This is a genomic window from Sphingopyxis sp., assembly GCF_035998965.1.
Classification (GTDB): Bacteria; Pseudomonadota; Alphaproteobacteria; order Sphingomonadales; family Sphingomonadaceae; genus Sphingopyxis.
This window is the reverse complement of sequence record NZ_DASYHE010000050.1, coordinates 123,852-145,845: the sequence shown is the minus strand read 5'-3', so window position 1 is coordinate 145,845 and position 21,994 is coordinate 123,852. Positions and strand designations below refer to the sequence as shown.

The 21,994-nt window shown below is 62.4% G+C and carries 19 protein-coding genes; 8 read left to right on the top strand and 11 right to left on the bottom strand.

Translation table 11 applies throughout. The features are described 5' to 3' along the window. Window positions 1-71 precede the first annotated feature (71 nt). Together VGN68_RS08880 and VGN68_RS08875 are read right to left on the bottom strand one after the other, a co-directional pair. Window positions 72-2,540: a CoA transferase gene (locus VGN68_RS08880; protein WP_327475868.1), complete on the bottom strand. Its 2,469-nt coding sequence runs from the start codon at window positions 2,538-2,540 to the stop codon at window positions 72-74. A gap of 709 nt (window positions 2,541-3,249) precedes the next feature. Next, window positions 3,250-4,497 carry an RES family NAD+ phosphorylase gene (locus tag VGN68_RS08875; protein ID WP_327475866.1) on the bottom strand — a complete coding sequence of 416 codons (1,248 nt, stop codon included), beginning with the start codon at window positions 4,495-4,497 and terminating at the stop codon, window positions 3,250-3,252. A 329-nt stretch (window positions 4,498-4,826) separates the two neighbouring features. Between VGN68_RS08875 and VGN68_RS08870 the strand changes: the two genes are divergently transcribed. From VGN68_RS08870 to VGN68_RS08850, 5 genes are all read left to right on the top strand, one after another. Beyond that, on the top strand, window positions 4,827-5,396 hold the full coding sequence (locus VGN68_RS08870; RefSeq protein ID WP_327475864.1) for a hypothetical protein: 570 nt from the start codon (window positions 4,827-4,829) through the stop codon (window positions 5,394-5,396). A gap of 17 nt (window positions 5,397-5,413) precedes the next feature. Beyond that, window positions 5,414-6,781 carry a 7-cyano-7-deazaguanine synthase gene (locus tag VGN68_RS08865; protein WP_327475862.1) on the top strand — a complete coding sequence of 456 codons (1,368 nt, stop codon included), beginning with the start codon at window positions 5,414-5,416 and terminating at the stop codon, window positions 6,779-6,781. Continuing rightward, complete coding sequence (locus VGN68_RS08860; RefSeq protein WP_327475860.1) at window positions 6,778-7,953, top strand: XRE family transcriptional regulator; 1,176 nt, start codon at window positions 6,778-6,780, stop codon at window positions 7,951-7,953. The genes VGN68_RS08865 and VGN68_RS08860 overlap by 4 nt, the downstream gene beginning before the upstream one ends. A gap of 82 nt (window positions 7,954-8,035) precedes the next feature. Next, window positions 8,036-8,599 carry a hypothetical protein gene (locus VGN68_RS08855; RefSeq protein WP_327475858.1) on the top strand — a complete coding sequence of 188 codons (564 nt, stop codon included), beginning with the start codon at window positions 8,036-8,038 and terminating at the stop codon, window positions 8,597-8,599. Then, the gene (locus tag VGN68_RS08850) at window positions 8,589-9,533 is read left to right on the top strand and encodes a hypothetical protein (RefSeq protein ID WP_327475857.1); all 945 of its coding nucleotides are present in this window, start codon (window positions 8,589-8,591) and stop codon (window positions 9,531-9,533) included. Before VGN68_RS08855 ends, VGN68_RS08850 begins: the two co-directional genes overlap by 11 nt. 10 nt (window positions 9,534-9,543) lie before the next feature. On the opposite strand, the gene VGN68_RS08845 is transcribed toward VGN68_RS08850, so the two are convergent. The 4 genes from VGN68_RS08845 to traA all read right to left on the bottom strand — a co-directional run bounded on the left by VGN68_RS08845 (window position 9,544) and on the right by traA (window position 14,943). Continuing rightward, window positions 9,544-9,993, bottom strand: coding sequence for a hypothetical protein (locus tag VGN68_RS08845; RefSeq protein ID WP_327475854.1), 450 nt, complete (start codon window positions 9,991-9,993; stop codon window positions 9,544-9,546). Window positions 9,994-10,006: 13 nt separating this feature from the next. Then, entirely contained in the window at window positions 10,007-11,293 is a 1,287-nt protein-coding gene (locus VGN68_RS08840) for an HNH endonuclease (RefSeq protein WP_327475852.1), read from the bottom strand. A 200-nt stretch (window positions 11,294-11,493) separates the two neighbouring features. After that, window positions 11,494-11,955, bottom strand: coding sequence for a hypothetical protein (locus tag VGN68_RS08835; protein WP_327475850.1), 462 nt, complete (start codon window positions 11,953-11,955; stop codon window positions 11,494-11,496). A 9-nt stretch (window positions 11,956-11,964) separates the two neighbouring features. After that, on the bottom strand, window positions 11,965-14,943 hold the full coding sequence (gene traA / locus VGN68_RS08830; protein ID WP_327475848.1) for a Ti-type conjugative transfer relaxase TraA: 2,979 nt from the start codon (window positions 14,941-14,943) through the stop codon (window positions 11,965-11,967). On the opposite strand from traA, the gene VGN68_RS08825 reads away from it, so the two are divergent. Both VGN68_RS08825 and VGN68_RS08820 read left to right on the top strand, forming a co-directional pair. Next, entirely contained in the window at window positions 14,942-15,439 is a 498-nt protein-coding gene (locus tag VGN68_RS08825) for a conjugal transfer protein TraD (RefSeq protein WP_414713030.1), read from the top strand. The two genes, traA and VGN68_RS08825, sit on opposite strands and share 2 nt — an antisense overlap. A 16-nt stretch (window positions 15,440-15,455) precedes the next feature. Next, window positions 15,456-15,686: a conjugal transfer protein TraD gene (locus VGN68_RS08820; RefSeq protein ID WP_327452590.1), complete on the top strand. Its 231-nt coding sequence runs from the start codon at window positions 15,456-15,458 to the stop codon at window positions 15,684-15,686. Window positions 15,687-15,885: 199 nt separating this feature from the next. On the opposite strand, the gene VGN68_RS08815 is transcribed toward VGN68_RS08820, so the two are convergent. The 3 genes from VGN68_RS08815 to VGN68_RS08805 are packed head-to-tail and all read right to left on the bottom strand — an operon-like array spanning window position 15,886 to window position 18,015. Beyond that, window positions 15,886-16,815 carry a HEPN domain-containing protein gene (locus VGN68_RS08815; protein ID WP_327452794.1) on the bottom strand — a complete coding sequence of 310 codons (930 nt, stop codon included), beginning with the start codon at window positions 16,813-16,815 and terminating at the stop codon, window positions 15,886-15,888. A 58-nt stretch (window positions 16,816-16,873) separates the two neighbouring features. Beyond that, window positions 16,874-17,125 carry a sigma factor-like helix-turn-helix DNA-binding protein gene (locus tag VGN68_RS08810; RefSeq protein WP_327452592.1) on the bottom strand — a complete coding sequence of 84 codons (252 nt, stop codon included), beginning with the start codon at window positions 17,123-17,125 and terminating at the stop codon, window positions 16,874-16,876. Next, entirely contained in the window at window positions 17,122-18,015 is an 894-nt protein-coding gene (locus VGN68_RS08805) for an ArdC family protein (protein WP_327452594.1), read from the bottom strand. Before VGN68_RS08805 ends, VGN68_RS08810 begins: the two co-directional genes overlap by 4 nt. A 550-nt stretch (window positions 18,016-18,565) precedes the next feature. Between VGN68_RS08805 and VGN68_RS08800 the strand changes: the two genes are divergently transcribed. Continuing rightward, window positions 18,566-18,787 carry a helix-turn-helix transcriptional regulator gene (locus VGN68_RS08800; protein WP_327452596.1) on the top strand — a complete coding sequence of 74 codons (222 nt, stop codon included), beginning with the start codon at window positions 18,566-18,568 and terminating at the stop codon, window positions 18,785-18,787. A gap of 55 nt (window positions 18,788-18,842) precedes the next feature. On the opposite strand, the gene VGN68_RS08795 is transcribed toward VGN68_RS08800, so the two are convergent. Continuing rightward, window positions 18,843-19,166, bottom strand: a complete 324-nt coding sequence (locus VGN68_RS08795) for a DUF736 domain-containing protein (RefSeq protein WP_327452598.1) — start codon at window positions 19,164-19,166, stop codon at window positions 18,843-18,845. A 776-nt stretch (window positions 19,167-19,942) separates the two neighbouring features. Beyond that, window positions 19,943-21,730 carry a ParB/RepB/Spo0J family partition protein gene (locus VGN68_RS08790; RefSeq protein WP_327475846.1) on the bottom strand — a complete coding sequence of 596 codons (1,788 nt, stop codon included), beginning with the start codon at window positions 21,728-21,730 and terminating at the stop codon, window positions 19,943-19,945. Window positions 21,731-21,994 lie beyond the last annotated feature (264 nt).

Below are 21,994 nucleotides of genomic sequence, written 5' to 3'. Positions count from 1 at the left end.
GCCATTGCGCCTCTCTTCAGCGCGATCTCCTTCCCGCCCGTCCCGCACCAAATGCGCCGAGCGGTTCGCGATCAGGTGAGTATCCCGGCCGCTTCGAGCGCCTCGATCGTCGCCGCATCCAGCCCCAGAATGTCTCGCAAGACATGCGCGTTGTCGCGCCCGTAACAGGGCGCGGATCGTGCGTATTCGGCGGGCGTGCGCGCGAGCTGGAATGGCGACGCCTCGACGACGGCGGTGCCCGAGAGAGAATGCGGCAGATGGACGAGGTGATTACGCGCCACAATCTGAGGATCATTGCCAAATTCTTCGATCGAAACCAGACGATGCGCGGGGATGCCGTTTTCCTGCAGAAGCTGTTCGATGACCGTGACCTCCTGCTGCCTAGCCCATTGCTCGAGCCGACGTTCCAAGGCGTCCTCGTCGCTCTTCCGCCCCTGGAATGTTTTCCATGCGGGCTCGTCGATTTGCGCGATCGCCGCAAGGCGTTCCCATTGCGCATCCGACTGCACCGCGATTGCGATCCAGCTATCCTCGGCATTGGTCCGGAAAACGCCGTGCGGGGCCATGGCGAGGTCCCGATTGCCCATCGGTCCCTGAACATTTCCCGTAACCGATGTTTCTGCGATCTGGGCGGCAAGGAACTGGACGCCAGCTTCGGTCTGCGACACGTCGAGCCAACATCCCCGACCGGTACGCCGACGATGGTCCAGCGCAGCCAGCGTGGCGGGGATACCGAAGCGCGGCGCGACGAAATCCGTATAGGGGCCATAGGGTCCAACCGGGGTCGCCCCCTCCATTCCAACGAGATTCTGGAAGCCAGCGATCGCTGCGCCATGGTTGCCGTAACCCGAGTAGCTGGCGAACGGTCCTGATTGACCGGTCAATGACGTACTGACCATGACCAGACCCGGATTATCTCTTGCCAGCTCGTCATAAGACAGCCCCCAACGCGCCATCTGCCCGGGCGTGAAGGATTCAACGAGGACATCCGCCCAGCGCGCCAGCGAACGCACGATGTCACGTGCTTCCGGCTTGGACAAGTCGAGCGACAGGCCGAGTTTTCCGGCGTTGCAGGTCTCATAGAGGGCGGATCGCTGCACATCATAATCGCCCGCTGGGAATGGTCCCATCAATCGCGCCGTCTCGACACGCTTTGCCGACTCTAGTCGGATAACCGTCGCGCCATAGTCGGCGAGATTTCGGCCGATGAGAGGGCCAGCCACGACCCAAGCAAGGTCGAGCACCTTGAGCCCGGCGAGGGGTTGCAACGAGGGCTCGGCTGCGATTTCTTCGGGCTGGCTGGTTGCTGACCATTCGCCGAGAATTTGCGCGCGATCGGCATCAAGCCTCGGCGCGGCAGTCGGGCGCGCGAATCCGTCCGGGCATGCACCGCCGAAGCCCCAAGGCAGCGAATAGTTTCCTTCCGGGCCGGCCACCGTGGCGAGGAAGCCGCGCGCCGCAAACTGTTCGCTCGCCAGCAGATCGGCAATCGTTTCGATCGGTGCGATACGGATGCCGCGATCGAGCGCGATCTGCATGAGGTTCGCTTTGCGGAATCGCGCGAGGAAGGCCGACACATGGCGGCGAGCCTCCTCGAGCATTTCCCAGCTGATGTCGCTTTCGAGCCGTCCGTGCAGCGTCGTCCAGTCCCAGTCGTGAAAGGTCTCGGGAAGCGCGGACTCCTCGATCATCCAAGCGAACAATTTATTGGTCGACGGACCGGTCGCGGGTCCCATCGCCAAGTGCATTTCCGCAAGCCCGTCGGCAATCGGCCACTTCGATCGCCGGGTAAGCGAGCCGCTTCCGCTGAGATCCATTGGCCCACCCTTGCCGCCCGATAATGTGGCGCCGGGTCGGGGCACGAAATTCTCATGACCGATGGATTCGGCAAGCACCGCGCCGAGAGTGCATTGCGGAAGGGTTTGAAGAATGGCGAGATCGATATGCTGCCCCATTCCACTGCGCCCGCGCTCGGCATGCCCGATCAGGGCAGCTCCGGCGGCGGTTGCAGCGCCGTGTAGATAGGCCTGAGGGGCGCTGAGCCGAAGCGGCCGGCCCTCGTTGTCGCGGGTGAGTAACAGTGGCCCGCCCGCAGCCCAGAGGATCAGTTCGCTGTCCAGCCAGTCCTTTTTGGGGCCAGTGAGGCCGTAAGGCGTGATGGATACGTGAACGAGCCTGGGATTAAGCGCCGCCACTGCAGCCGGATCGAGCCAGTCCGGGCGACCGTCACTGGGAGCGGTGGAATCAAGCAGAATATCCGCCGATCCTAGCAACTTCGCCCAAGTCTTCGAATCCGTCGCCGGATCGCAGACAATCGAACGCGTCCCAGAGGCGTAGGCGGCCCAATAGAACGAGTCTTCACCTTGACTCCAATCGGGCGCGAAAGGAGGCTGAAGTCGACCATCACTGCCGCCTGGCGGCTCCATATGAACCACATCTGCACCCAGTTGGGCCAAGATGTGCCCGGCCAGCACACCGCGATGATTCGTGACGTCCAGAACCCGATATGGCGAGAGAAAGCCGCTATGGTTGTCTCTCATCCGTATCATCCTCCCTTCGCGGGCGTCCGAGAACCCTGCGGTGTTGTAATTTGCGCACCATAATGCCCCGCCCCCACACGGGTCAACACTTGCTTGCGGCAAGCTATTAGAATTCAGGCTTTCGCATATATTCGGCCGTGCCGTCCCAGGGGCGTTGGTAAAAGCCTAGCTGTCGAGAAAGGGGAGATTGGTCCGATTGGGCTGGCCCCCGCGAAAACTGGCCCTGACCTTTGCCCCGGTGTCACGGGCGATGCTTATCCGTAACGCCAGGCACGACGATCATCGAATTGAAACGCTTCAAGGCGGATGGATCGATCCAGCGCCGCCTGAAAAGGTTGTCAAACTGGTCATCTGGTTTCCGACGCTGAGCGCGTCTGACACGTTGCAAAACGAGGTTTGCTCATAATTTGATGTCGGCGAAATGTCGTCACAGAATGCCCGATGACCGGGATCAGGTCGAAGCTGCAGTGTCGTGGTCGCGCTACAAGCCACCGCTATGAGTCGGCGACAATTGAGCCCGCCAAGTGCAAGGGCGCGCTGATCAAGGTTGGCCGACAGCAGACAGGCGCTTTTGAATCACCATTCGGCGAAAGCTGACATTGCTCGTCCGGAAATTCACCGATGATGCGACCTTATCGCCACGTGCGCGGCACTGGTCGATCGGCAAAAATTGTCGATCAGAACCTGGTATGGCGGGAGTAGGCGCTTCCTACAGGAGATCGTCGTACCCATCGGCATCATCGTCAACTCCGCCCTTGGGGCGAAACTCCACGCTGTCTATGCGGGTCCAGCGAACGGTCTCGGGCTCGATCGCCAAGCCTGGCTTCTTGTCCGCCCTAACAACCTCTAGTTCTTGCTCGAACCAGATGTCGAATTCGTCATGTTCTATCGGGCCAACTGCCTCGTCCTTGACGGCGGCCGTCTCGACGATCGCCGCATCCCCAAGAATTACAATGTTGCGTCCTTCCGGCCGCTGGGCCGAGCGGAAGATCACCGCATCGATAGCGCGTTTCTCGCCCGCAAAGCTCAATTTGAAGCGCCTGTTCAGGAACTCGGCAACAGCTTGTGTCGGAAGATACTGCAAATGTTCTTCACCCGGGAAGACGGGCTGCGCGATCTCCTCCATGAAAGTCTGCATAAACGTCCATTGCCGCTTGCGCTTCAACGCGCCCGCAGCAAACAGATTGACCGCTTGGGGTCTATCGGCGAACAGGGTCGTGTCGAGCACGCAGATTGGACGCAAGAGCTTGAACTTTGCCGATATCACCGCGCCGCCGACCGACGGGCGGAGCTCCGCAATACAGGTTGGAAGATCAAAGGCCCCATAAAAGGCGCTGATGCCAGATGGATTAAGGCGCCCTGCCTTGCGCAGCTGCTCGGGAGGAGGGCCCAGTTCCCGCGCTAGATCCGCTTTGATCCGCTGTGCCTCATCCCGGCTATTAGCGATTCGGGCCCTGAAAAAATGCGCTTCAGGCGCCTCCGGCTTGATCAGATACACCGGCCCCTTGCCATTGGCATCGCGCAGTTGCTGGATACCGTCGAAAATCCTACCCAGCGCCTGCTCCGCATCCGGATTGAAGAAGCGGCTCTCAAACATCAGGCTTCGTCGAAACGTGTTCCAATCATGCAGGTGCAAACCGGACTGGTCGTCCTGCAGGACATAGAGCGCCTCTTCGTCATAATAGGGCTCTTCTCCGTCGGGCGGCCAGTAGTCATCCTGATCGACCAATGCGCCAATCAAAGCCCGATTTATATCATCGTCGATCGCGCCGGTAAGATCATAGAGCGTGTCGAGTAGATCGCTGCCCCGGTCTTGGCGCCAAATATTACCGTCGTCCGCCGTCGACCAAAAAAGCTCGCGGAACACCGGATCGACGATCTTCGCCAGATCCTCAATCGGGATACCCTTGCGGTTGGGATGCTCATCGCACTGACCCTGAGATACCTTGGGGCGCACCTGAGCAATCCTTCTACCCAAGCCTTCGTTCTCGAAACAGTCAGGGCATATGTTCATCCGCCGCGCTCCTGATCCCAACCACCCGGCCGCTCACTAGTATGCTGCGCGCGGAAGCAAAAGACCGATATGATCCTCGGCATCTAGAGATTCTTGGGACACGGAGCGAATGCGTCGTCGACAGCTGATGCGCTGGCGGCATGCGAAGTCGGCCTTGTACGCGAGCTAGGGAGCGCGATTATGAGAAGCCTTCCGTAAGAATGTCAGCTATGTACAAAAATATATTTGACAATGTCAGGTTCGCGAGTAGTTAGGGTCCCAGGAGATCTGCCATGAGTGATGGACCCTATCGTTCACTGCCTATGTCGCCGCGCTGGAAGCTCGCGGCCAAATGCGCATATGTTCAGGCCTTCTCGACGCGCGAGATCGCCGATGCGCTGCATGCGGCCGCCGAGCGAGATTGCCGCGCCGAACTGTCGCCGGGCTTCCTGAGCAAGGTGTCGAGCCTGATCATCGGCCCGGATGATCCCGGCCTGTTCCGCGATCTGCCGATCGCCGATCTTCGCTCGATGCACGCGCAAGCGAGCTCGCCAATGGAAGCGAGCTTCCTGCGCAATGCGGTTGATGCGCTCAATGGTGGTTGCGCTCCGGCCGACGCCCTGCAACAGGCGGCCGAGGGCACCGTTTCCGATCGGCTGCTCGCAGGATTTCGCCAGGTCGAAGAGCATATGTTCCGCGAGGCGTCCGATCAGCGCGCTCGCGCGGTGCGGTCGCGTCTCGAAGGCGCCCATGGCGAGATAGATATTTCCGCGGTGGCGCGGCAAGTGCTTCGCACCGCGGATGCTCCTCAGGCTCCGGCCGTTGCCACCTATTCCGGGTTGGACGACGGGGTACCGCTGTGAATGTGAAGGCTTATCATGTGGCGGATGCGGCAGGCGTGCGGATCGACGCCGTCGAAGAGGGCGAGCGGCTGCGCGAAGAAGCGCAGGGTGCCATCCTCGGGAAGAGCATCACGTTGTCGATCGAAGGTTTGAAAGACTTCTTCTTCGCCGACTGGCATCCCGAACTGGTCGACCTTATGATCATCGCTGCTGCCGTCGAGTATTGCGATTTGAGCGTGCGCCGTCCGGCGTGGGGCTGGGCGCGCGCGTTTGATCTGCGCGTCGCGGTCCATGAGGATGCGCTTTGGGACAAGCCGGCCGTGCGGCAGGCGCTTGAGGAAGCGCTCGCGTTTCTCACCGGCGATCGCTGGGAATTGAGTTTCATCCGGCGGCGGAACGATGTCGTGAAGGTCGGGCCACGTAAGCTCGATCTCTCCACCCCTGACAAGATCATCATGCCCTATAGTGACGGTCTCGATTCACGCGCCGTGGCCGCCATAGTCGGCGCCGAGGAACAAGGCGGGCTGGTGCGGGTCCGTCTCGGCACCAAGGGCGCCGACACCAAGGGGACCCCGCGCAAGCAGCGTCGGTTCACCGCAGTTCCGTTCGAAGTGAAGCTGGGCAAGCGCCAGCGCGTCGAGTCCTCTGCGCGCTCGCGCGGGTTCAAATTCGCCATCATTACCGGCATTGCCGCGCAGCTGGCGGAGGTCGACCGCATCGTCGTTACCGAGAGCGGACAAGGCGCTCTCGGCCCGATTATCGCGTCGAGCGGCCAGATCTATCCCGATTATCGCGTCCATCCCGCTTTCACCCAGCGCATTGAGAAGCTGTTCGCGGCCATGGGAAAAAGCGTCCCGACCTACGAATATCCGCGCATCTGGTACACCAAGGGCGAGACCCTAGCTGCGGCGCAGGCGCTGGAGGCGGCCCCGAGCTGGCACGACACCCGCTCCTGCTGGCAGGATTCCCGGCGTGTCAGTTTCGACGGCCGCCGCCGGCAGTGCGGTATCTGCGCGGCCTGCATGCTGCGCCGCATGAGCATGCACACCGCCGGGATCGTCGAGGCGTCTGACGAATATATCTGGGAAGATCTCGGTGCGAGCGACATTCGCGGCGGCACCGTCAAAGGGTTCGCCCGGATGAGCAAGGCGTTCGAGGATTATGCCATTGCGGGGATTCTGCACCTCGATCATCTTGCCGCGCTCGCACGCTCGGACCTGCATCGCCGCGCGGTGCGGCGCGTTGCGCATGAGACCGCCGACGGGCTCGGGATAGAGGCGGCGGTCGCGGAGCGGGAATTGTTCGATCTGCTCGAACGGCACCGGTCGGAATGGCTCGCCTTCCTCGCGAGCCTCGGCAAGGAATCGTTCGTGTCGCGGATCGCGATGGTGTCGCCATGGCAATGATCACCGGTTCCCTGACCCCCGAAGGCATTGGCGAACTCCTGCGCGACGCGCGCGAGAATGCTAAGATGACCCAGGCGGCGGCGGCGGCGGCGCTCAATGTCGCGCGGACCACGCTTGTCGCGATCGAGCAGGGGCAGCGCCGCGCGCGCGTCGACGAACTGCAGAAGCTGGCGGCGCTCTACGGAACCTCGCTGAACGTGCTGCTCCGGCAGGACAGCGCGAAGGTCGACCTACGACCGCGCTTCCGCAAAGCTGGCGAACAGGGCGAAGAAATCGACCCGGCGATCAACCTGCTCAACAGCCTCGTGCAGGCCGAGCTTGAGCTGGAAAATCTCCTCGGCATCAAGCGCGTAAGGTTCGATCCGCCCGAACGGCCCTTACTACCGGGCAATGTTCTCCTCCAGGCTGAACAGGATGCATGGGAGCTGCGGCAGTTGCTGGGCCTTGGCCTGGCGCCGATCCACGACATTGTCTCGTTGCTCGAACTGCAGCTGGGCGCGCGCGTGTTCATCCGCCGCATCGACCCCAAAATTTCCGGTCTCTATGCGTTCGACGACGCGATCGGCGCATGCATATTGTTGAACGCCGCCCATCCGCGCGACCGGCGGACCCAGACCGGCGCGCATGAGCTTGGCCATTTCATTTCGACCCGGAGGTCCCCCGACGCTCTCCATGCCAATTCCCCGGAATCGAACCGCGAAGAACGTTATGCCAATGCGTTCGGGCGCTGTTTCCTGACCCCGGCACGGGCGGTCGCAGCGAAATTCCAGGAGCTGACTGCGGGTGCTGCCAAGCTGACCCGCCGGCACATCATCCTGCTCGCGCATTATTTCGGCGTGTCGCGCGAAGCGATGGTCCGGCGGCTCGAGGAGCTGGGCCTGACCAAGGCCGGAACTTGGGACTGGTTCGCGCATCAGGGCGGTATCACCGACATCCAGGCCCGCGAAGTCCTCGGCGACGCGATCCCGGCCGATGACGCAAGGGTGGATGCGCGGCGGCAAGTGTCGATGCGCATGAGCCTAATGGCGAGCGAAGCATGGCGCCGCGATCTGATCAGCGAAGGCCAGGTCGCGCGTCTCCTGCACATCGACCGTGTGGATGCCCGCGAGCTGATCGACGAATTCGAAGCGGAAGGAGCGGAGACCGATGAGTCCCCCTCGTTCCTGGGTTGATGATGGCCGTCCGCTTGTCGCGGATGCCAGCGTCTGGATCAACATCATCGCAGGGGGACAGGCCGCAACGATCCTGCGTACGATGGCCCGGCCACCCATCCTCCCACGCATCGTGCTCGGTGAACTGGAGCGCGGCCGCGACAAGGGGCGGGCCACGGCCGAGAGGATGGCCGAGCTGATCGAGATGGGGCTGGTCGAAGTCGCGGAGCTTCACGCGGACGCAGAAGGCTTGTTCATGGGGCTCGTCGTCGGGTCGATCAGCGAGACCCTCGATGACGGCGAGGCCGCAACGCTTGCGCACGCCATCCAGATTGGCGGGACCGCGATGATTGACGAGCGCAAGGCGATCGCCCTCGCGGGTCGCCGCTTCCCGGCCCTGCCGATTGTCAGCTCGGCAGAATTGATGCTGAGTCCGGTAACGCGCGGCGTGCTGAATGAAGAGCAGATTGCGGTCATGCTGCAAGCCGCTCTGCAAAACGCCCGGATGAGGGTTCCGGACGAATATCTAGTTGAGGTTTGCCGGATTCTCGGGCCCGGCCGGACTGCCGATTGCACAAGCCTACCGGCTGTGATGCGGAGCGAGGCGATGCTGGTGTCGAACGGAGAACAAGGAGGCGACCTCGCCGGAAGACGCTATGAGCGATGACATTGTGGGAAGTCGACGCGTCCCCGGGGTCAGCGACCGCGGCGCACGGCGCTTCCGTATCTTCAGTTTCGACTTCGACTCACGGGCGATGGACCTCCAGGATGCTCCACGCGAAGAGTGGAGCGAGGAGACACGAGAGCAATGGCAGAGGCGGCGCGAGCAGCTCGTGGCAGGCCTCGCCGCTGAATATGGCAGCTACGACATCGACCGGAAGGTCGAGGATTTTGCTGCTTTTGGGACGAAGCCATTTTCGATCGTAGCCCACCACAACGTCATGTTCGATCATGTTCGCACCGCATTTGTGAGCGGAGCCTATTATGCCGCCCTCACCGGCGCCTGCGCGCTTGGCGAGCGTATCCTCAACCACCTCATTCTGGATTTGCGGGATCACTTTAAGGCCACGCCGCAATATAAGAATGTGTATCGGAAGGCTTCGTTCGATCGATGGTCATTGGTAATCGATACGCTCGAGGCCTGGCAGATTCTTCTTCCAGCCGTCGTTGCGGCTTTCAAGGATTTGGAGCAGCTTCGTAACCGCTCGATCCATTTCAACCTGGACACTGCATCGAAACTCCGGGCGGATGCGTTGCTGGCGGCTGGCCTGCTTACTCGCATCATCGAGCAGCAATTCTGTGCATTCGGACCGCAGCCTTGGTTCATCAAGGGTACGTTGGGAGCCGGCTTCATCAAGCGCGAATGGGAGAGAAACCCCTTCGTCGGTCACTATTATTGCGCGAAGAATCTCTGTGTCGGACCATTCCACTCGGTCGACCTGCATCCTGTTCATGGCTGGCGATTTGTTGATCATCCCGACTATGGTGAGTTTGGTATCGACAGCCTGACAGATGAACAGTTCAAGGATCTTTTCAACGACCACGACCCTGCTGCCAACGCGCGGGCAGAATCTGACGAAGAGGTGGCGGACTCGCCCTGAAGCGCTGGAGTTATGGCTCGCCCGGCCCAAATGGATCCGGGTAGTCTGCTTCGTCTTCGAATGGCCATAACGTCGGAAAGCCGTCGATTAAGTCTCGCGCTGCTGCAGAAGCTTGGCCAAGAAGAAATCGAGGTTGCGGATTGTACCCTGCCGAGACGCCATATCGGCAGGCGATCTCTAGCCAAGCAGCGGCGCACCGCACATGATAGGTCGCTGCGATCAGGAAGCCGTGCCGCTCAACAGTATTGGTCATCTTGGCAAGCCGCCTTGCACGCTGACCGGGAGGCAAAGCGAGGAATTCGCTGATTTCTCTGCCTCGGACATCAAGAATGTCATTGAGCCCGATCGCGCCTAGCGAAATCCCCGACCGCCACAGTGCGCCGATGCCTTCGGTCCGTAGCCGATCAAGGCACCAGCTCATCTCCTTTGAGGCTGCGTCACTATAGCGATCAAGGTCCATCTTTTAGTAGCTCTCAGGAGATAAAACAGCGCGTTCGATGGTGGGCAAGGTAAGGTGCATGCTGGGGTTTGAGGCCAACGATCTTGCTGTTTGGAGCAATCGCAAGACGGGAGACGTTTGCTCGTGACAATGCTCTCGATATGAGAAGCTTGCCGTCATCTTCGAAGCTGATCAGCCCACGGTCGAAGAGCGCATCGACATGAGCGCTAAGAAGCAAGCCGTTGAACGGGTCAAGGCGCTCGGTGTTGCTCGCATCCTTCCAAGGTTTGATGTGAGAAGCTCGTAGGATCGGAAGATGATCGACGCCGGCAACGGGACAGGTTCCGTTCCATGCCGCGATCAGAGCACTGCGAAAGTCGCCTTGTCCGATGCGCGCCGCCCGCAGGCGCTCCTTTTCAGTGAGCGGATCTTCAGTCGGCGCCACGATGCGGACTGACCCATCGTCGGTTTCAATTCGGCTCGCGTCATCAAGCAGCGCGATGACCTGAGCAAGGTTCGCTGGTTTGACCCCGAGCGCGAAACCGTGTCGTCCGATGGTCGCCCGATGTCCGGCAACATACTCGGGAAACTCCCGGAGGTGGGCGTTCACATAGCTGCGCGGCGGTAATGCAATATCGACGTCGCCGAGCGCGATCAGATCATGGGCGCGATCTACGAAGCTGGGATGGACAACCAGTGGCCGCGTCAGGGTTTTACGCTTCACATAGACGATAAGATCTCCGCGACGGAGCTGCACGATTTTGCTTGTTGTCTTGCGCTGCGTGAACCCAAGCGTTTCGAGCGCAGCGACAAGGGCCGCATCATGAAGTGGCTCGCTTGGCTGTGATACGAAAGTGCCAGAAACCAGCGGCAAGATGATATTGTCGGCTTTGCGCCTCCAACTGCGGACGTTCGCGGTCGGCCAGTCGACCTGGAGTTTACCGATCTGTTCCGATAGTTCGGAGCGCAGACTGGTGATGAAGCGATCCACCGGGTCGCCGCCGGCTGGTTGATCTCCACGGTAGGGACAGAGCCAATCCGCGACTTGGGTTCGCGCCAGCTCGGCATCGAAAAGCCCGACGAAGAGCGTTTCGCCGGGCGCGGGACACACAAAGGCTGCCCAGATCTTCCGCGTCCGAAATATCGGTCGATTACTCTTCTGTGTGTCCTGATAGAGAGTGAAGCCTGCCGGGTCGTCGCGCCAGAGATCGGCGAGGGTCGCGGCGGAAACGCCGCTAACGGGAGTATGGTGGCGCAGGAGGGCAACCTCGCCTGGGACAATTCCGCTCTGGTTCAAGAGATCGTTGAAAGTCCCTGCCATGTCGGAAGTCTAGCCGAGGTGGCCGGTCAAGTCATGCGATCCTGGCATAAAATGTCGGCGCTTGGCGGCACAGAGCGTCGGGCGTCTGCTTTCGAGCAAATATTTCGCGGCCGGGAACGGCTGAGATCAGGCGCGTTCCGGACATAACGCGTTGAACATTTTGCTGTCCGCGTAAAAACCGCAGACAACCCTAGCCGACGTCAACTCCAAGTCGCGACCCCGATCAGGGCCATGAACGCGCCAAACAGAACACCCCCGGTTGCCGCCCACGTCACCCACCAGTCCTGCTCGTCGTTTGACCGTCGCTGCTTGATCATGCCCTCAACGCGGCCAAGTGACTCTGAAAGCGCGTCGCGAGCTTTACCGACGGATTTACGATCCTCGGCACCATAAGCCATCGATGCTTGGTGACTTTCGGCGGCAAGGCTCAGCGGCGTGAGGCGCATCGCGGGTTTCTCGTTGATGCTCGCGATATGCTGGTCGATCTGATCAAGACGGGCTTTCATATCGCGTAGCGTAGGCGAATAATCGGGCAGCTTTTCCTTCGCAGACGTGAGCCCTTCGATCGCGGCCCTTTGCAGGGAAATCTCGCTGCGCAGGTCGTCAAAGGCTTTGGCGGCATCGTTGGAGGGCGGGGCGGCTGGGGTGAGTTTGCGTGTCATGGACGCAGCCTACATCGACATCCCCAGCCCGCGTCCAGCGCCTAGACTTAGCTGGAGATCCTGAGACAGCGTTTTCCCTCTCATAGCGTCCAGACCGAGCTGGGCGCGGCGATTTTCGAGGAGCGACTCGAGTTGCGGATCGCGGTGAAGGCTCTTCGCCATACTTGTCAGATTGGCGCGCGCCTCGTCGCGCGCCGCATATGTCGGTGCCTTGCGGGCTATGGTGCTCTCCTTCTTCCATGACTCAACAAACTGGTCGGCGCGCTTCTCAGTCTCGGCGGCGAGCCTCTTCGTTTCGACGGCGAGCCGCGCGCGATCGCGCGCCGCGCGCTCGGCCGCGACGCGCTCCGCAGCGCGTGCCGCTTCCTGCCGGTCCATCGCCGCGATGGCGCCCGCAGTCCGCCCTTCTGCCGCCTCGCTGGTGAGCTTGTAGCTTTTCCCGAAGGCCTCGCGCAAATCGTTTGCGCCGCCCGGACGCAGCGTATCGAGTTCCTGCCGGGCCTTGCGATAGGCGTCGAGCTCGTGCGGCAGCTCCTTCCCTCCGGCGCGCCGGACATCGACGATGTCCTTCGTCATCTGCGCAAAGCGCTCGACCGCCTTGTCGAGTGGGGGTTGTGCAGGGGCGCGATCAAGGGATCGGCCGCTGACGCGGACCTCCGATAGTTTGACCTGCCGCAGCCGCTGAGGCGGAGCCTCTTCCAGTGCTTTGCGCGAGACGGTAAGCTTCAGCCCGTCGAACATGCCGCGTTTGGGCTCGGCGGTTTTTGCCGGTTCCGGCGCACGCACGCGATAATCGCTGGCCATATCCTTGCCGCGCTCGCGGCTGAGCGTGCGGACGAGTTTGGACTGATTGGCAAAATCATCGCGGCCATAATGGAGATCGACGGATTCGCGGTGGCGCGACATGGCAACATAGGCTCCGTGCCGATCCATTCCCGGCGTCGCGAGCACCTGCACCCGGTCGACCGTCATGCCCTGGGCCTTATGGATGGTCGCGGCGTAGCCATGATCGATATGAGCATAGTCCTTGAGGTCGAACGCGACGTTGCGCCCGTCGTCGAGCATGACAGCCATGCGCATTCGATCGACATTTCGGACCGTGCCGAGCGAGCCGTTCTTGACGCCCAGATCGCGCTCGTTCCGCAGGAACATGACGCGGTCGCCTTCCGCAAAGCTGCGGCCGCCACGCTCGACATTGATCGCGACATCTGCGCCAAGCGCCCCGCCGGCGCGCAGTCTGTCCCGGGCATCGTCATTGAGCTGGCGCACTTCGTCATTGGTGTGGGTAAGAATAATACGGCTCGCATCGGGATGACGCTGCCGATCGCGATCCCACGCATCGACAAGTTCGGTGCGCGCCGCATCGCGGGTAACGGCGGCGTGGACATGCCCGGCCTCGGCATAGCGACCGACCGCATCGCCGGTCCGCCCGGTGGCAAGCTCGCGCGTCGCGTCGCGCTGCCATTCTTCATGCTGGCGACGGATGGATGTAATCTCCACCGCCCCGTGGCGCTCGGCGGCGGCGCGGAATGCCGCGCCCGCTTCGATCGCCTGCAACTGCTCTGGATCGCCGACCAAGACGACCTTGGCGCCCTGCTTTTCGGCTTCGGTCACGACACGCTCAAGCTGGCGCGTTCCGATCATACCGGCCTCGTCGATGACGAGAATATGTTTGCTGGTCAGCCGTTCGCGGTCATTGGCCCATTGATGTTCGAGGCTCGCCAAGGTCCGCGAGCCGATGCCGGAACCATGTTCCAAACCCTCGGCGGCGATGCCCGACAGCGCAGCGCCCTGCACCTGATAGCCCGCCGCCTCCCAAGCTTCGCGCGCCACGCCAAGCATCGCGCTTTTGCCCGTGCCGGCATAGCCAATGACATTGCTCACACCGCGCGCCGATGTGACATGCTCAAGCGCGCCGCGTTGCTCAATCGATAGATCAAGGCCGCGTGCTGACGCGCGCGCAAGCGCCCGTTCGCGATGACGATCGGCGACGCCATGGTTGCGGCGCGCGTCGAGCGTCGCGGTCGCGCGTTCAAGCCTTTGCTCGGTCTCGATCATGGCGCGCGAGGTGAACCGATCTTCGCCGCGCCCGTCCTTGCCGAGTGCGACCAATTCGGGCGACGCTTTCACCGCACCCATGACGGCATCGAACTGGATCGTTCCCGCGCTATGTCGATGCACGAACATCGCGAGGTCGCGGTTGGTGAAGGTGGCCTGCCCGTGGGTAATGGTGTCGAGAGCGATCGACGGGTTGGCGAGGATTTTCTCGCCGTTCCGCCGCGCAATATCGAGATGCTCTTCGGCGCGGTCGACTTCGAGCCCCTGCTCCACCATCCGCGCAGCAGCGGGACCGATCTTGTGCTGGGGTTCGAGCTCGATCCCCTGCGCTTCCAAGGTGCGATGATCGATGCGTGCATCGATATCGAGCGCGGCGAGCCGTTCGTTGACATGATCGGCCCAGGCTTCGCGCCAACGCGTCAGCAGCTCGGTGCGGTTCCAGTCGCGGACCTTGGCGCCGAACTCGGCCGATCCGTCTTCGCCGATGCGGATCTCGCGCATCGTCAGCATGACATGGGCGTGAGGCCGCGCCAGCCCGTCGGCGCCGATGTCCCAGTGAACATTGAGGTCCGCGATCATGCCGCGTTCGACGAACTCGTCTCGGACGAAGTCGCGGGCCAGCTCGATGCCCTGCTCCTTGGTCATCTCGCGCGGGATCGCGAACTCGATCTCGCGAGCGAGCTGCGCGTCTTTGCGGATCTCCGCGGCCTCGACGTCATTCCAGAGCTTTTCGCGGTCGCGCCATTCCTCTGGCGCATTCTCCGGCAGCAGCACTTCGCTGTGGACGACACCCGCCTTGTTCGAGAAGTCGTGGCTTCGTCCAAGCCGCTCGTCGTGCAGCCGGTCGGCCGAACGATAGGCCGCGGCGGCAACCGCGCTGCTGCCTACGGCGCGGGAAATCACTTTTGCCGAGAAATGATAGATCGCCATGGCGGCAATCCATTTACAGCAAAACGAGCACGTCGGCACGACGTATAAGCGCGCCCTCACACGATTTCATCGCGCTCGGGATCACAAAGTCGCAAGAGATTTCAGCTGCTTGAATGGCGATGAGACTCGGCATAACTGGTTCGTCCGACCCCATCAAACGGAAGGACAGACGATGCGTAAACTGCGCGATTTCGACGCCGAACTCCAGGTGCTCACCGACAAAGCCAAGGCGCTCAAGACAAAGAAGCAAGGTCAGCTCGGCGAGCTGGTGATCGCCACCGGCGCCGATGCGCTGTCGATCGAACAGCTCGCGGGCGCATTGATCGAGGCTGTCGGCGCAGACGGGGCACGGAAGGAGGCGTGGCGCAAAAGCGGCGCGGCCTTCTTTCGCGGAAGCAGCACCGGTACTCGCCAAGACGCTCGCCGCAACGCGGGCGGCGCATCGGCGATCGGTGCAGGCGCGCAACCGCCTTCAGGCGAAGCGGGCGCGGCATGACACGCGAGCCTGGCAGGTGAAGCGCCGCGAGCGCACGCGTCAGCTAATCGAGTTGGGCGGCCTCGTTGCCAAGGCCGATCTGATCGAGCTGACCGGCGATGATCGGGCGATCATCCTCGGGCTGCTCGTCGAAGCCGCTGCGAAGCTGCGCGGCGAAAGCCGTGAGCAGCAAATTCTTCTGTGGCGCCGCCGGGGGCGGCGCGCCTTCAACAGCGACATTAGCGCTGATGCGATGTCGAAACTTTGATAGAGCTGCAAAAACCGCACGGCTGCTTCTCGCGCCGAAAGCCGTTTGCACCGCCGAGACCGCGCGTCACAACATTGGCCTGCGAACGCACTGACAGATTGAGGCGATCGGTGACGCAGTCGTCACAGATTGCCACGCCTTCGAGGCGCTGGATCAGTGCCTCGATTTGCCCCGCAATGGTCATGCGCCGGGGCATAGATCAGCGACCAGCCTGTGCGGCCGCTTCAAGCTGGGCGATCCGCTCCGAACAGATCGCGTGCACGGCGCGGCCCAATTCTTCGACGCGCTCGCCAAGCCAGCGCAATTCGTCTTCGGTGATCCGGTAATGTTTTGAATAGCGCGCCTTTACATAAGCTTCCTTGAGCTTTTCGAAGTGCTTGCGATCTGCTTTCAGTTCGCGCGGCCAGGCATCGACGAGCCGCATGTCGATGCGCTCGGCCTGGGTGCGCAGAAAGCCCAGATTGTGAACGTGAGGAGTATAGAAGGTACAAACGAGAAGCACGGTATGGTAAAGCCTCTCTGTCGCCTGATGCATGTCGAAAGCTGCTTTCTTCAGCCAGCCTTGTTGCAGAGAATGCAGCGCTGAACCGTGAAACTGGCCAGCGGTGGGGTACCATTCTCCGAAATATTCCTGCGCCATGGCGAGCGCCTGCTCGGGCGTCTTCGGCTTCGGCTTGTGCAATTCCTTGTCGTCAAACTCGTAGAGCGCGATCCCATCGCGCGCGACGTCCATGAAGAAATAGCGCCCGTGCGCGAGTCCGTCGTTCACTTCCTGGATGGTGTGGACGATGAAATTGACCGGCGTATGGAGCGTCTTGTCGATCGCCAGCTCGCGGTTGAGCCGGTCCTCGACTTTCAGCCAGTAATCGACCTTTTCGGTCAGCCGCTTGTCGCTGACGATGATCAGCAGATCGAAGTCCGAGCGATAGCCTTTGGCGGTGTGCGGCTCATCGACCCAACCGCCACGCGCATAGCTGCCGTAGAGGATGATCTTGTCGATCCGGCCCTTCTTCTTCCAGTTCATTGTCGCCAGCGCTATGCTGTCGGCAAATTCTTCGAAGATGATTTGCTTCACGCGCTCGAGTTCGCGCTGCTTGTTGGCGGGAAGATGATCGAGGTCGGTGCGCATTGTTTTCACCCTGTAATTGGATGCGCCGGATGGCAAGCGCCATCCGGCGCAAGCATGGTCACCACAGCCGGAAACGCCACCACCATGGATCCTTTTCATCCATGGCTTTCATCATGATACGCAGGCTCGCTGCGAAGTGATTTTCGACGTCGGCGACGCTGATGTCGAACCGTTCTGCAATTTGCGGATAGGTCATTTCATCGACGCGGATCGCCAGAAACACCATGCGGTCCATGCCGTGCATCTGGTCCACGACGCGCTCGGCGCGCCAGAGGCGCAGCCGCTCTTCGCGCGACATGGGGGCGCTCATTGCTCGGCTCCCGCGAAGGCGAGCAGATAGTCGCTCGCCTTGCTTGCCTGACTGGCGGCGCGAAAAATCGCCTTCTCGTCATCGCGCAGCACCGACAGCCACGATGCGATGTAATCCGAATGCCGCACGGTCGGCGCGATTCCGAGCGAAGCGCAGGTGAACGCCGCCGCCATCTCCGCGACAAGCTCTTCTTTGGCGTATGCCTCGGAACCGAAACCTCCCTTCTGGTCGCGGTCGAGCCTGCTGCCGTGGCCGGTCCAATGGCCCAGCTCGTGCAGCGCAGTGCGATACCAGTTGATGGGTTCAGGAAACGCCGCCTGCGACGGCACCTGCACAAAGTCATGGCTAGGGCTGTAAAAGGCTTCGCTCCCGCCGATATTGACCCGCGCGCCGGTCGCCGCGATCAGCGAGTCGGCCTCGGCAATCGTGAGCACCGGGTCGGGGCTGACCATCGGCGCGAGATAGTCTTCGGGTAATCCCTCGCACTGGTCGATGTTGAAGACGGTAAAGCGTTTCAGGAACGCAACCTGCCGCGCTTCGCGATCCTCGCTGCGCGCCTGTTCCTGCTCGGCCTTCGGCGTAAAGCGGTCCGCATAACAGATGACCGTTCCCTTCTCGCCGCGCCGGACGTTGCCGCCTGCCGCCTCGGCCTGCCGGTAGGTCAGCCAGCGCTGCGAGGCATAGCCCTTGGCGACGACCTCGGCCCACAGGATCAGGACATTGATCCCGCTATATTTGCGGCCCGTCCCTGCATTCTGCGGCATCGTGCAGCCGCACGCCGCGCTGTCCCACGGCTGCACCCAAGGCAGCCGTCCTTCTTCAAGCTCGGCGATGATCCGGTTCGTCACCTCCGAATATAGGCTCGCCCGCTCTATCCTTTCTGCACGCATATCCTTTCTCCTTCCAGCCACCGCACCCCGGCCCGGAAGGGGGCGGGGTGGGCGGCAGGAGGGAGCCGGCAGACCCGCATCATCGGACGGGCTGCATCCGCAGGATCGCAACGAAGTGGAGAACCCGCGGTACGCGGGTTGCGGCCCGGCCGGGCGGGGCTAGAGGCGAGTGACGCCCACCCTGCCCCCGACCTGCCGGGACAGACCAACGCCGCCGCGCAGCGGCGACCGCATGCGCGCCAGCGGCGCCCTCCCCCATAGCGAATCGGGCAGACGCCGCGCCGGTTACGGCGCGTCATTGGCGGGCGCGGCCGTCCTCGACGGCCTCATTCGCTCTCGGCCGCGACATCGGTGGGACGCTGTGAGAAAAATAAATGCGGATGCGCCAAGGCCGCCCGCAGACCTCCATGGACGCCGACGGATACCGGCGGCCCTACGCCAGAAGACTACGCCGAAAATGGCGGTTTTCTAAGGTGTTGACGTTAGCGCCTCTCATGCTTTCTTTATCTCGTGTCGACGCAAAATCGTTCAACAGATGGAGTAGAACAGCATGGCATTACAATCTCCCCTCCGCCTCATGCGGCTCAACGAAGTCCTCGATTTGACCGGCCTCAGCCGCGCGACCCTCTACCGCAAGATCGCTGCCGGGACCTTCCCGACACAGCATAAGCTCGCCGAACGCTGCTGCGGCTGGCGCGCGGGCGAAGTCGAAATGTGGCTGCGCAACCCGCACGCGTTCACGATCGCCGATCTCAAGCGCGAAGCGGCTTAGGGTCAAGCATGGCAAAGCCCCGCGCCGCCGAAGCGGCGCGGGGTGGAAGTCCGTCTCAATCGGCGGGGTTCCAGATCAGCGCGTAGCCGTCTTCGCCGTCCTGGCCAGCAGCGCGGCCGAGGTTGGCATAAATCCGGCGCGGCCCGAACTCAGGGGCCGCGAGGGTCAGCGACACATAGGGCTTGCCCGATGCTTCGCCGGTGCGGACCCAGCCCGCGCCGATCTCGACGCCTTCGGAATAAACCCGGTAGTCGGGCTGGACGTCGCCGCTCTTGGAGCGGTTGGTGCGGATCTCGATCGCCGCGCGGATCGTGAGAGTTTTCAACTGGCCCACGAAGCCTCCTTCGATGGTGCCGTTCACAAAGCCGATAGCTGCCATTGGTCGTCTCCTTATATGTGCCGCGGGACCATCCCTGCGACATGGGCGGACCAGGGACTGGCGCATGAGGCGATCCGCGAACCCGCAGGGCCGCAGCGCAGCGGAGGAGTCCGGCGGCGCGATTATTTGAGAGCGAAGCGGCCGCGAGGAGCCGGCGCAGCCGGCGGGGAAATAATCGCGCCGCCGGACTTTCGCGGGGCGCCGCGCCGGTCCAGGTCAACTCGCCCGTCGCCGGGGATGATCTTCGACTCGATCGGGATGACAATCAGCAGCACTGAGGTAGTGACGCCATGGAAGCACGGTGGCCAAGCGAAAGACACGGCCCCGTTCTCCAAAGACAGGTCATTACAGACGGATCATCGCAGGCGTTGCGCGATTATGGTTCCTCCGGCGTCGTAGCGCAGATTGGGCAACCCACCGAGGCACCGGGAAATGCAACGATCCGCCGCGCCATCGCTCCGTTTTGGCGGAACTGTACAATCCTGCCCGACCGGGAATGGCCATAGGCATTGCAACACGATCTTTCGTCAGACGCTCCCTGATTGCGACCCAGGGGACCGTTCGGTGGTGGGGGGCGATATTCTGCAACGCAGACCATCGTTTAAGGCGGCGCGATTTATCGCGCCGCCTTTTTTCCTTGCCGAGTCCGCGCGCCGTCGCCGCTTGCGGCGGCGGCGCGCCAAAAATGAAAGCGTCGCGCTGGCCCGAAGGGTCAGCGCGTCCATTACCGGTGCGGGGAAAAATAGGCGGGCGACCAAAAGCCGCCCGCCCTATTGTTATGCCGCCAATGGCGGTACGTCGGTTTCGGGTCCGCTGCTGTCCTCGGTGAGAGGCACAATGCTCGCGGAGAGATCGAAAGCCACACGCGCCGCAGCCTTCACGCTGCCGACACCGCCACGCGCGGTATAGGCCGAAGGCGGGAACGCCATCCACTGCGGAACCCACGGCTCGGATTTGGCGCGGCCGTTCTCGCCCGCAAGGCAGTCGGAGATGATCGCCTTCAGCGCCTTACCCTTCTCACCGGCGTTTGCTGCCGCGACCTCCGCGCCCGCAACCTCGCCAACGATAGCGAGCAGCACTTCGCGGTCGCGAAGCTGGTCGAAGAACGCCGCGTCTGCCTGCCAGTGCCGGTGCATGTCGGTGCCGATATGTAGCCCGATCATTTCCACGGCCTCGCTGCCCGCTTGCAGCGTCTCTCCCATGACGATGGCAATAATCTCCATCACCACCGGATCGGGCAATTCCAGAAGCCGCGCGAACAGCGGGGCAAAAGGGGGCCGGTGATAGCCCTTGCCGGTCACGGTCGGGGCGTCTTCATCGAAGCCAAGCACGGCGAGCACCACGCGGCGCTTCGTGTCGAAAGCGGTTTCGGCGGAGCAGGTCTCGACGCTCTCGGCAATTTCTTCTTTCGGAGCGCGCTGCGCCTCGACATCGACCCGCCACAGGTCTGCGCCCGCAATGACGTGCGCGGCCATCGCGCGGAGTGCGACACCAGTATGGGCAAGCAGGTCGGCGCGCACCGCCGCATGGCGATGAAGATCGATATAGGCATTGAGCGGACCCGACACCTCGGGACGGCTCGGCTTCTCGATGACCGCCCCCTCCTCGCTGCTCCCACCGCTCCCAAGCCGCTTCGCTTCCTTGGTGGTGACAAAGCCTTCGTGGAAGCTGACCTCGCCGCTCTCGCGAACTTCAACATAGACGCGGCCGCCCTTGCGCTTGCCAGCATGGGCATGATCCCATGACCGGAACCACTGCCCGCGCTCCATGATGATCACGTCGGACCATCCAGCCTCAAGATAGTCGGCCTTGCGCACCTCGATGGCGCCCATCTGCGCGGCCCAGAATGCATCGCTGTCGGCAAAGAAGCGATCCTCGCCAAACAGGTCGGCAACAATGCCGCCCTTGAACGCCTCGACGTCGAACAGGGCATGCGTAACCGCGATGGCCGTGCCGCCAAACAGCCACGCCTTGAGTTGATGGCCGGTCGGGCAATAGGCGCTCTCGTCATCGAATAGCGCCAGCCAAGCCTTCTGCTGGCTTTTCGATGCAAGGGTCAGGTGGCGGACCGTGTTCACGTCGATCTGACCGCCGCGATAGAGGGTGCGGATGCGCGGCAACAGATTGCCGAGCGCAAGGATCCGCTTCACCGCACTCGGCTCAAACCCGAACGTGTTGGCGACCTCGTCGACGCTGCGCCCTGTTTTGACCAGCGCAACGAACGCTTCCCATTGGCTCACCTCGTCGGGCCGGACCCGCGCGAGATTTTCAAGCATCGACGCTTCGAGCGCATTGGCATCATCCCCCTCGTCGAGGATCGCGCACGGGATCGGCTTCATAGCGCCGCCCTCGCGCGCCACAGCGTTGACGGCGGTAAAGCGCCGACGCCCCGCAACGATCTCGAATTGGCCTTCTGCACAGTTGGGACGAACGAGCAGCGGAACCAGCACACCCCGCGCGCGAATGCTCGGGAGCAGGTCGGACACATCGGGGTCTTTGCCCTTCCCGCGCATGTTGGTCGCCGCAATCGACAGATGGTCCACGTCGATAAAATCGAGTTTCATGACTTCTTCCTTTCCTTCCACCACACCCGGCCCCGGACGGCGGGGCGGGCGGCGAGGAAAGGCGACGGGACCGCGCCCAAGGACGGTGCGCACCCGAAGGGCCGCAACGCAGTGGAGGAGCCGGGGCGAAGACCCGGCTTGCGCACCGGCCGAGCGGTCCCACAGCCGTGCGCCGACTGCCACGCTGTCCGTGGCCGGCCCACCAGCAACGCCGCCGCGCGGTCAGCGCGGCGGCAACGTCGGACAACAAACGCGCCCTTGTCG

Bases quoted from the DNA above. Each gene is read 5' to 3' on its own strand.
- VGN68_RS08835 (WP_327475850.1), bottom strand. From the start codon at position 11,955: ATGACACGCAAACTCACCCCAGCCGCCCCGCCCTCCAACGATGCCGCC.
- VGN68_RS08815 (WP_327452794.1), bottom strand. From the start codon at position 16,815: ATGCGCACCGACCTCGATCATCTTCCCGCCAACAAGCAGCGCGAACTC.
- traA (WP_327475848.1), bottom strand. From the start codon at position 14,943: ATGGCGATCTATCATTTCTCGGCAAAAGTGATTTCCCGCGCCGTAGGC.
- VGN68_RS08825 (WP_414713030.1), top strand. From the start codon at position 14,942: ATGGCGGCAATCCATTTACAGCAAAACGAGCACGTCGGCACGACGTAT.
- VGN68_RS08810 (WP_327452592.1), bottom strand. From the start codon at position 17,125: ATGAGCGCCCCCATGTCGCGCGAAGAGCGGCTGCGCCTCTGGCGCGCC.
- VGN68_RS08800 (WP_327452596.1), top strand. From the start codon at position 18,566: ATGGCATTACAATCTCCCCTCCGCCTCATGCGGCTCAACGAAGTCCTC.
- VGN68_RS08870 (WP_327475864.1), top strand. From the start codon at position 4,827: ATGAGTGATGGACCCTATCGTTCACTGCCTATGTCGCCGCGCTGGAAG.
- VGN68_RS08855 (WP_327475858.1), top strand. From the start codon at position 8,036: ATGGCCCGGCCACCCATCCTCCCACGCATCGTGCTCGGTGAACTGGAG.
- VGN68_RS08790 (WP_327475846.1), bottom strand. From the start codon at position 21,730: ATGAAACTCGATTTTATCGACGTGGACCATCTGTCGATTGCGGCGACC.
- VGN68_RS08880 (WP_327475868.1), bottom strand. From the start codon at position 2,540: ATGAGAGACAACCATAGCGGCTTTCTCTCGCCATATCGGGTTCTGGAC.
- VGN68_RS08860 (WP_327475860.1), top strand. From the start codon at position 6,778: ATGATCACCGGTTCCCTGACCCCCGAAGGCATTGGCGAACTCCTGCGC.
- VGN68_RS08845 (WP_327475854.1), bottom strand. From the start codon at position 9,993: ATGGACCTTGATCGCTATAGTGACGCAGCCTCAAAGGAGATGAGCTGG.
- VGN68_RS08850 (WP_327475857.1), top strand. From the start codon at position 8,589: ATGAGCGATGACATTGTGGGAAGTCGACGCGTCCCCGGGGTCAGCGAC.
- VGN68_RS08805 (WP_327452594.1), bottom strand. From the start codon at position 18,015: ATGCGTGCAGAAAGGATAGAGCGGGCGAGCCTATATTCGGAGGTGACG.
- VGN68_RS08795 (WP_327452598.1), bottom strand. From the start codon at position 19,166: ATGGCAGCTATCGGCTTTGTGAACGGCACCATCGAAGGAGGCTTCGTG.
- VGN68_RS08840 (WP_327475852.1), bottom strand. From the start codon at position 11,293: ATGGCAGGGACTTTCAACGATCTCTTGAACCAGAGCGGAATTGTCCCA.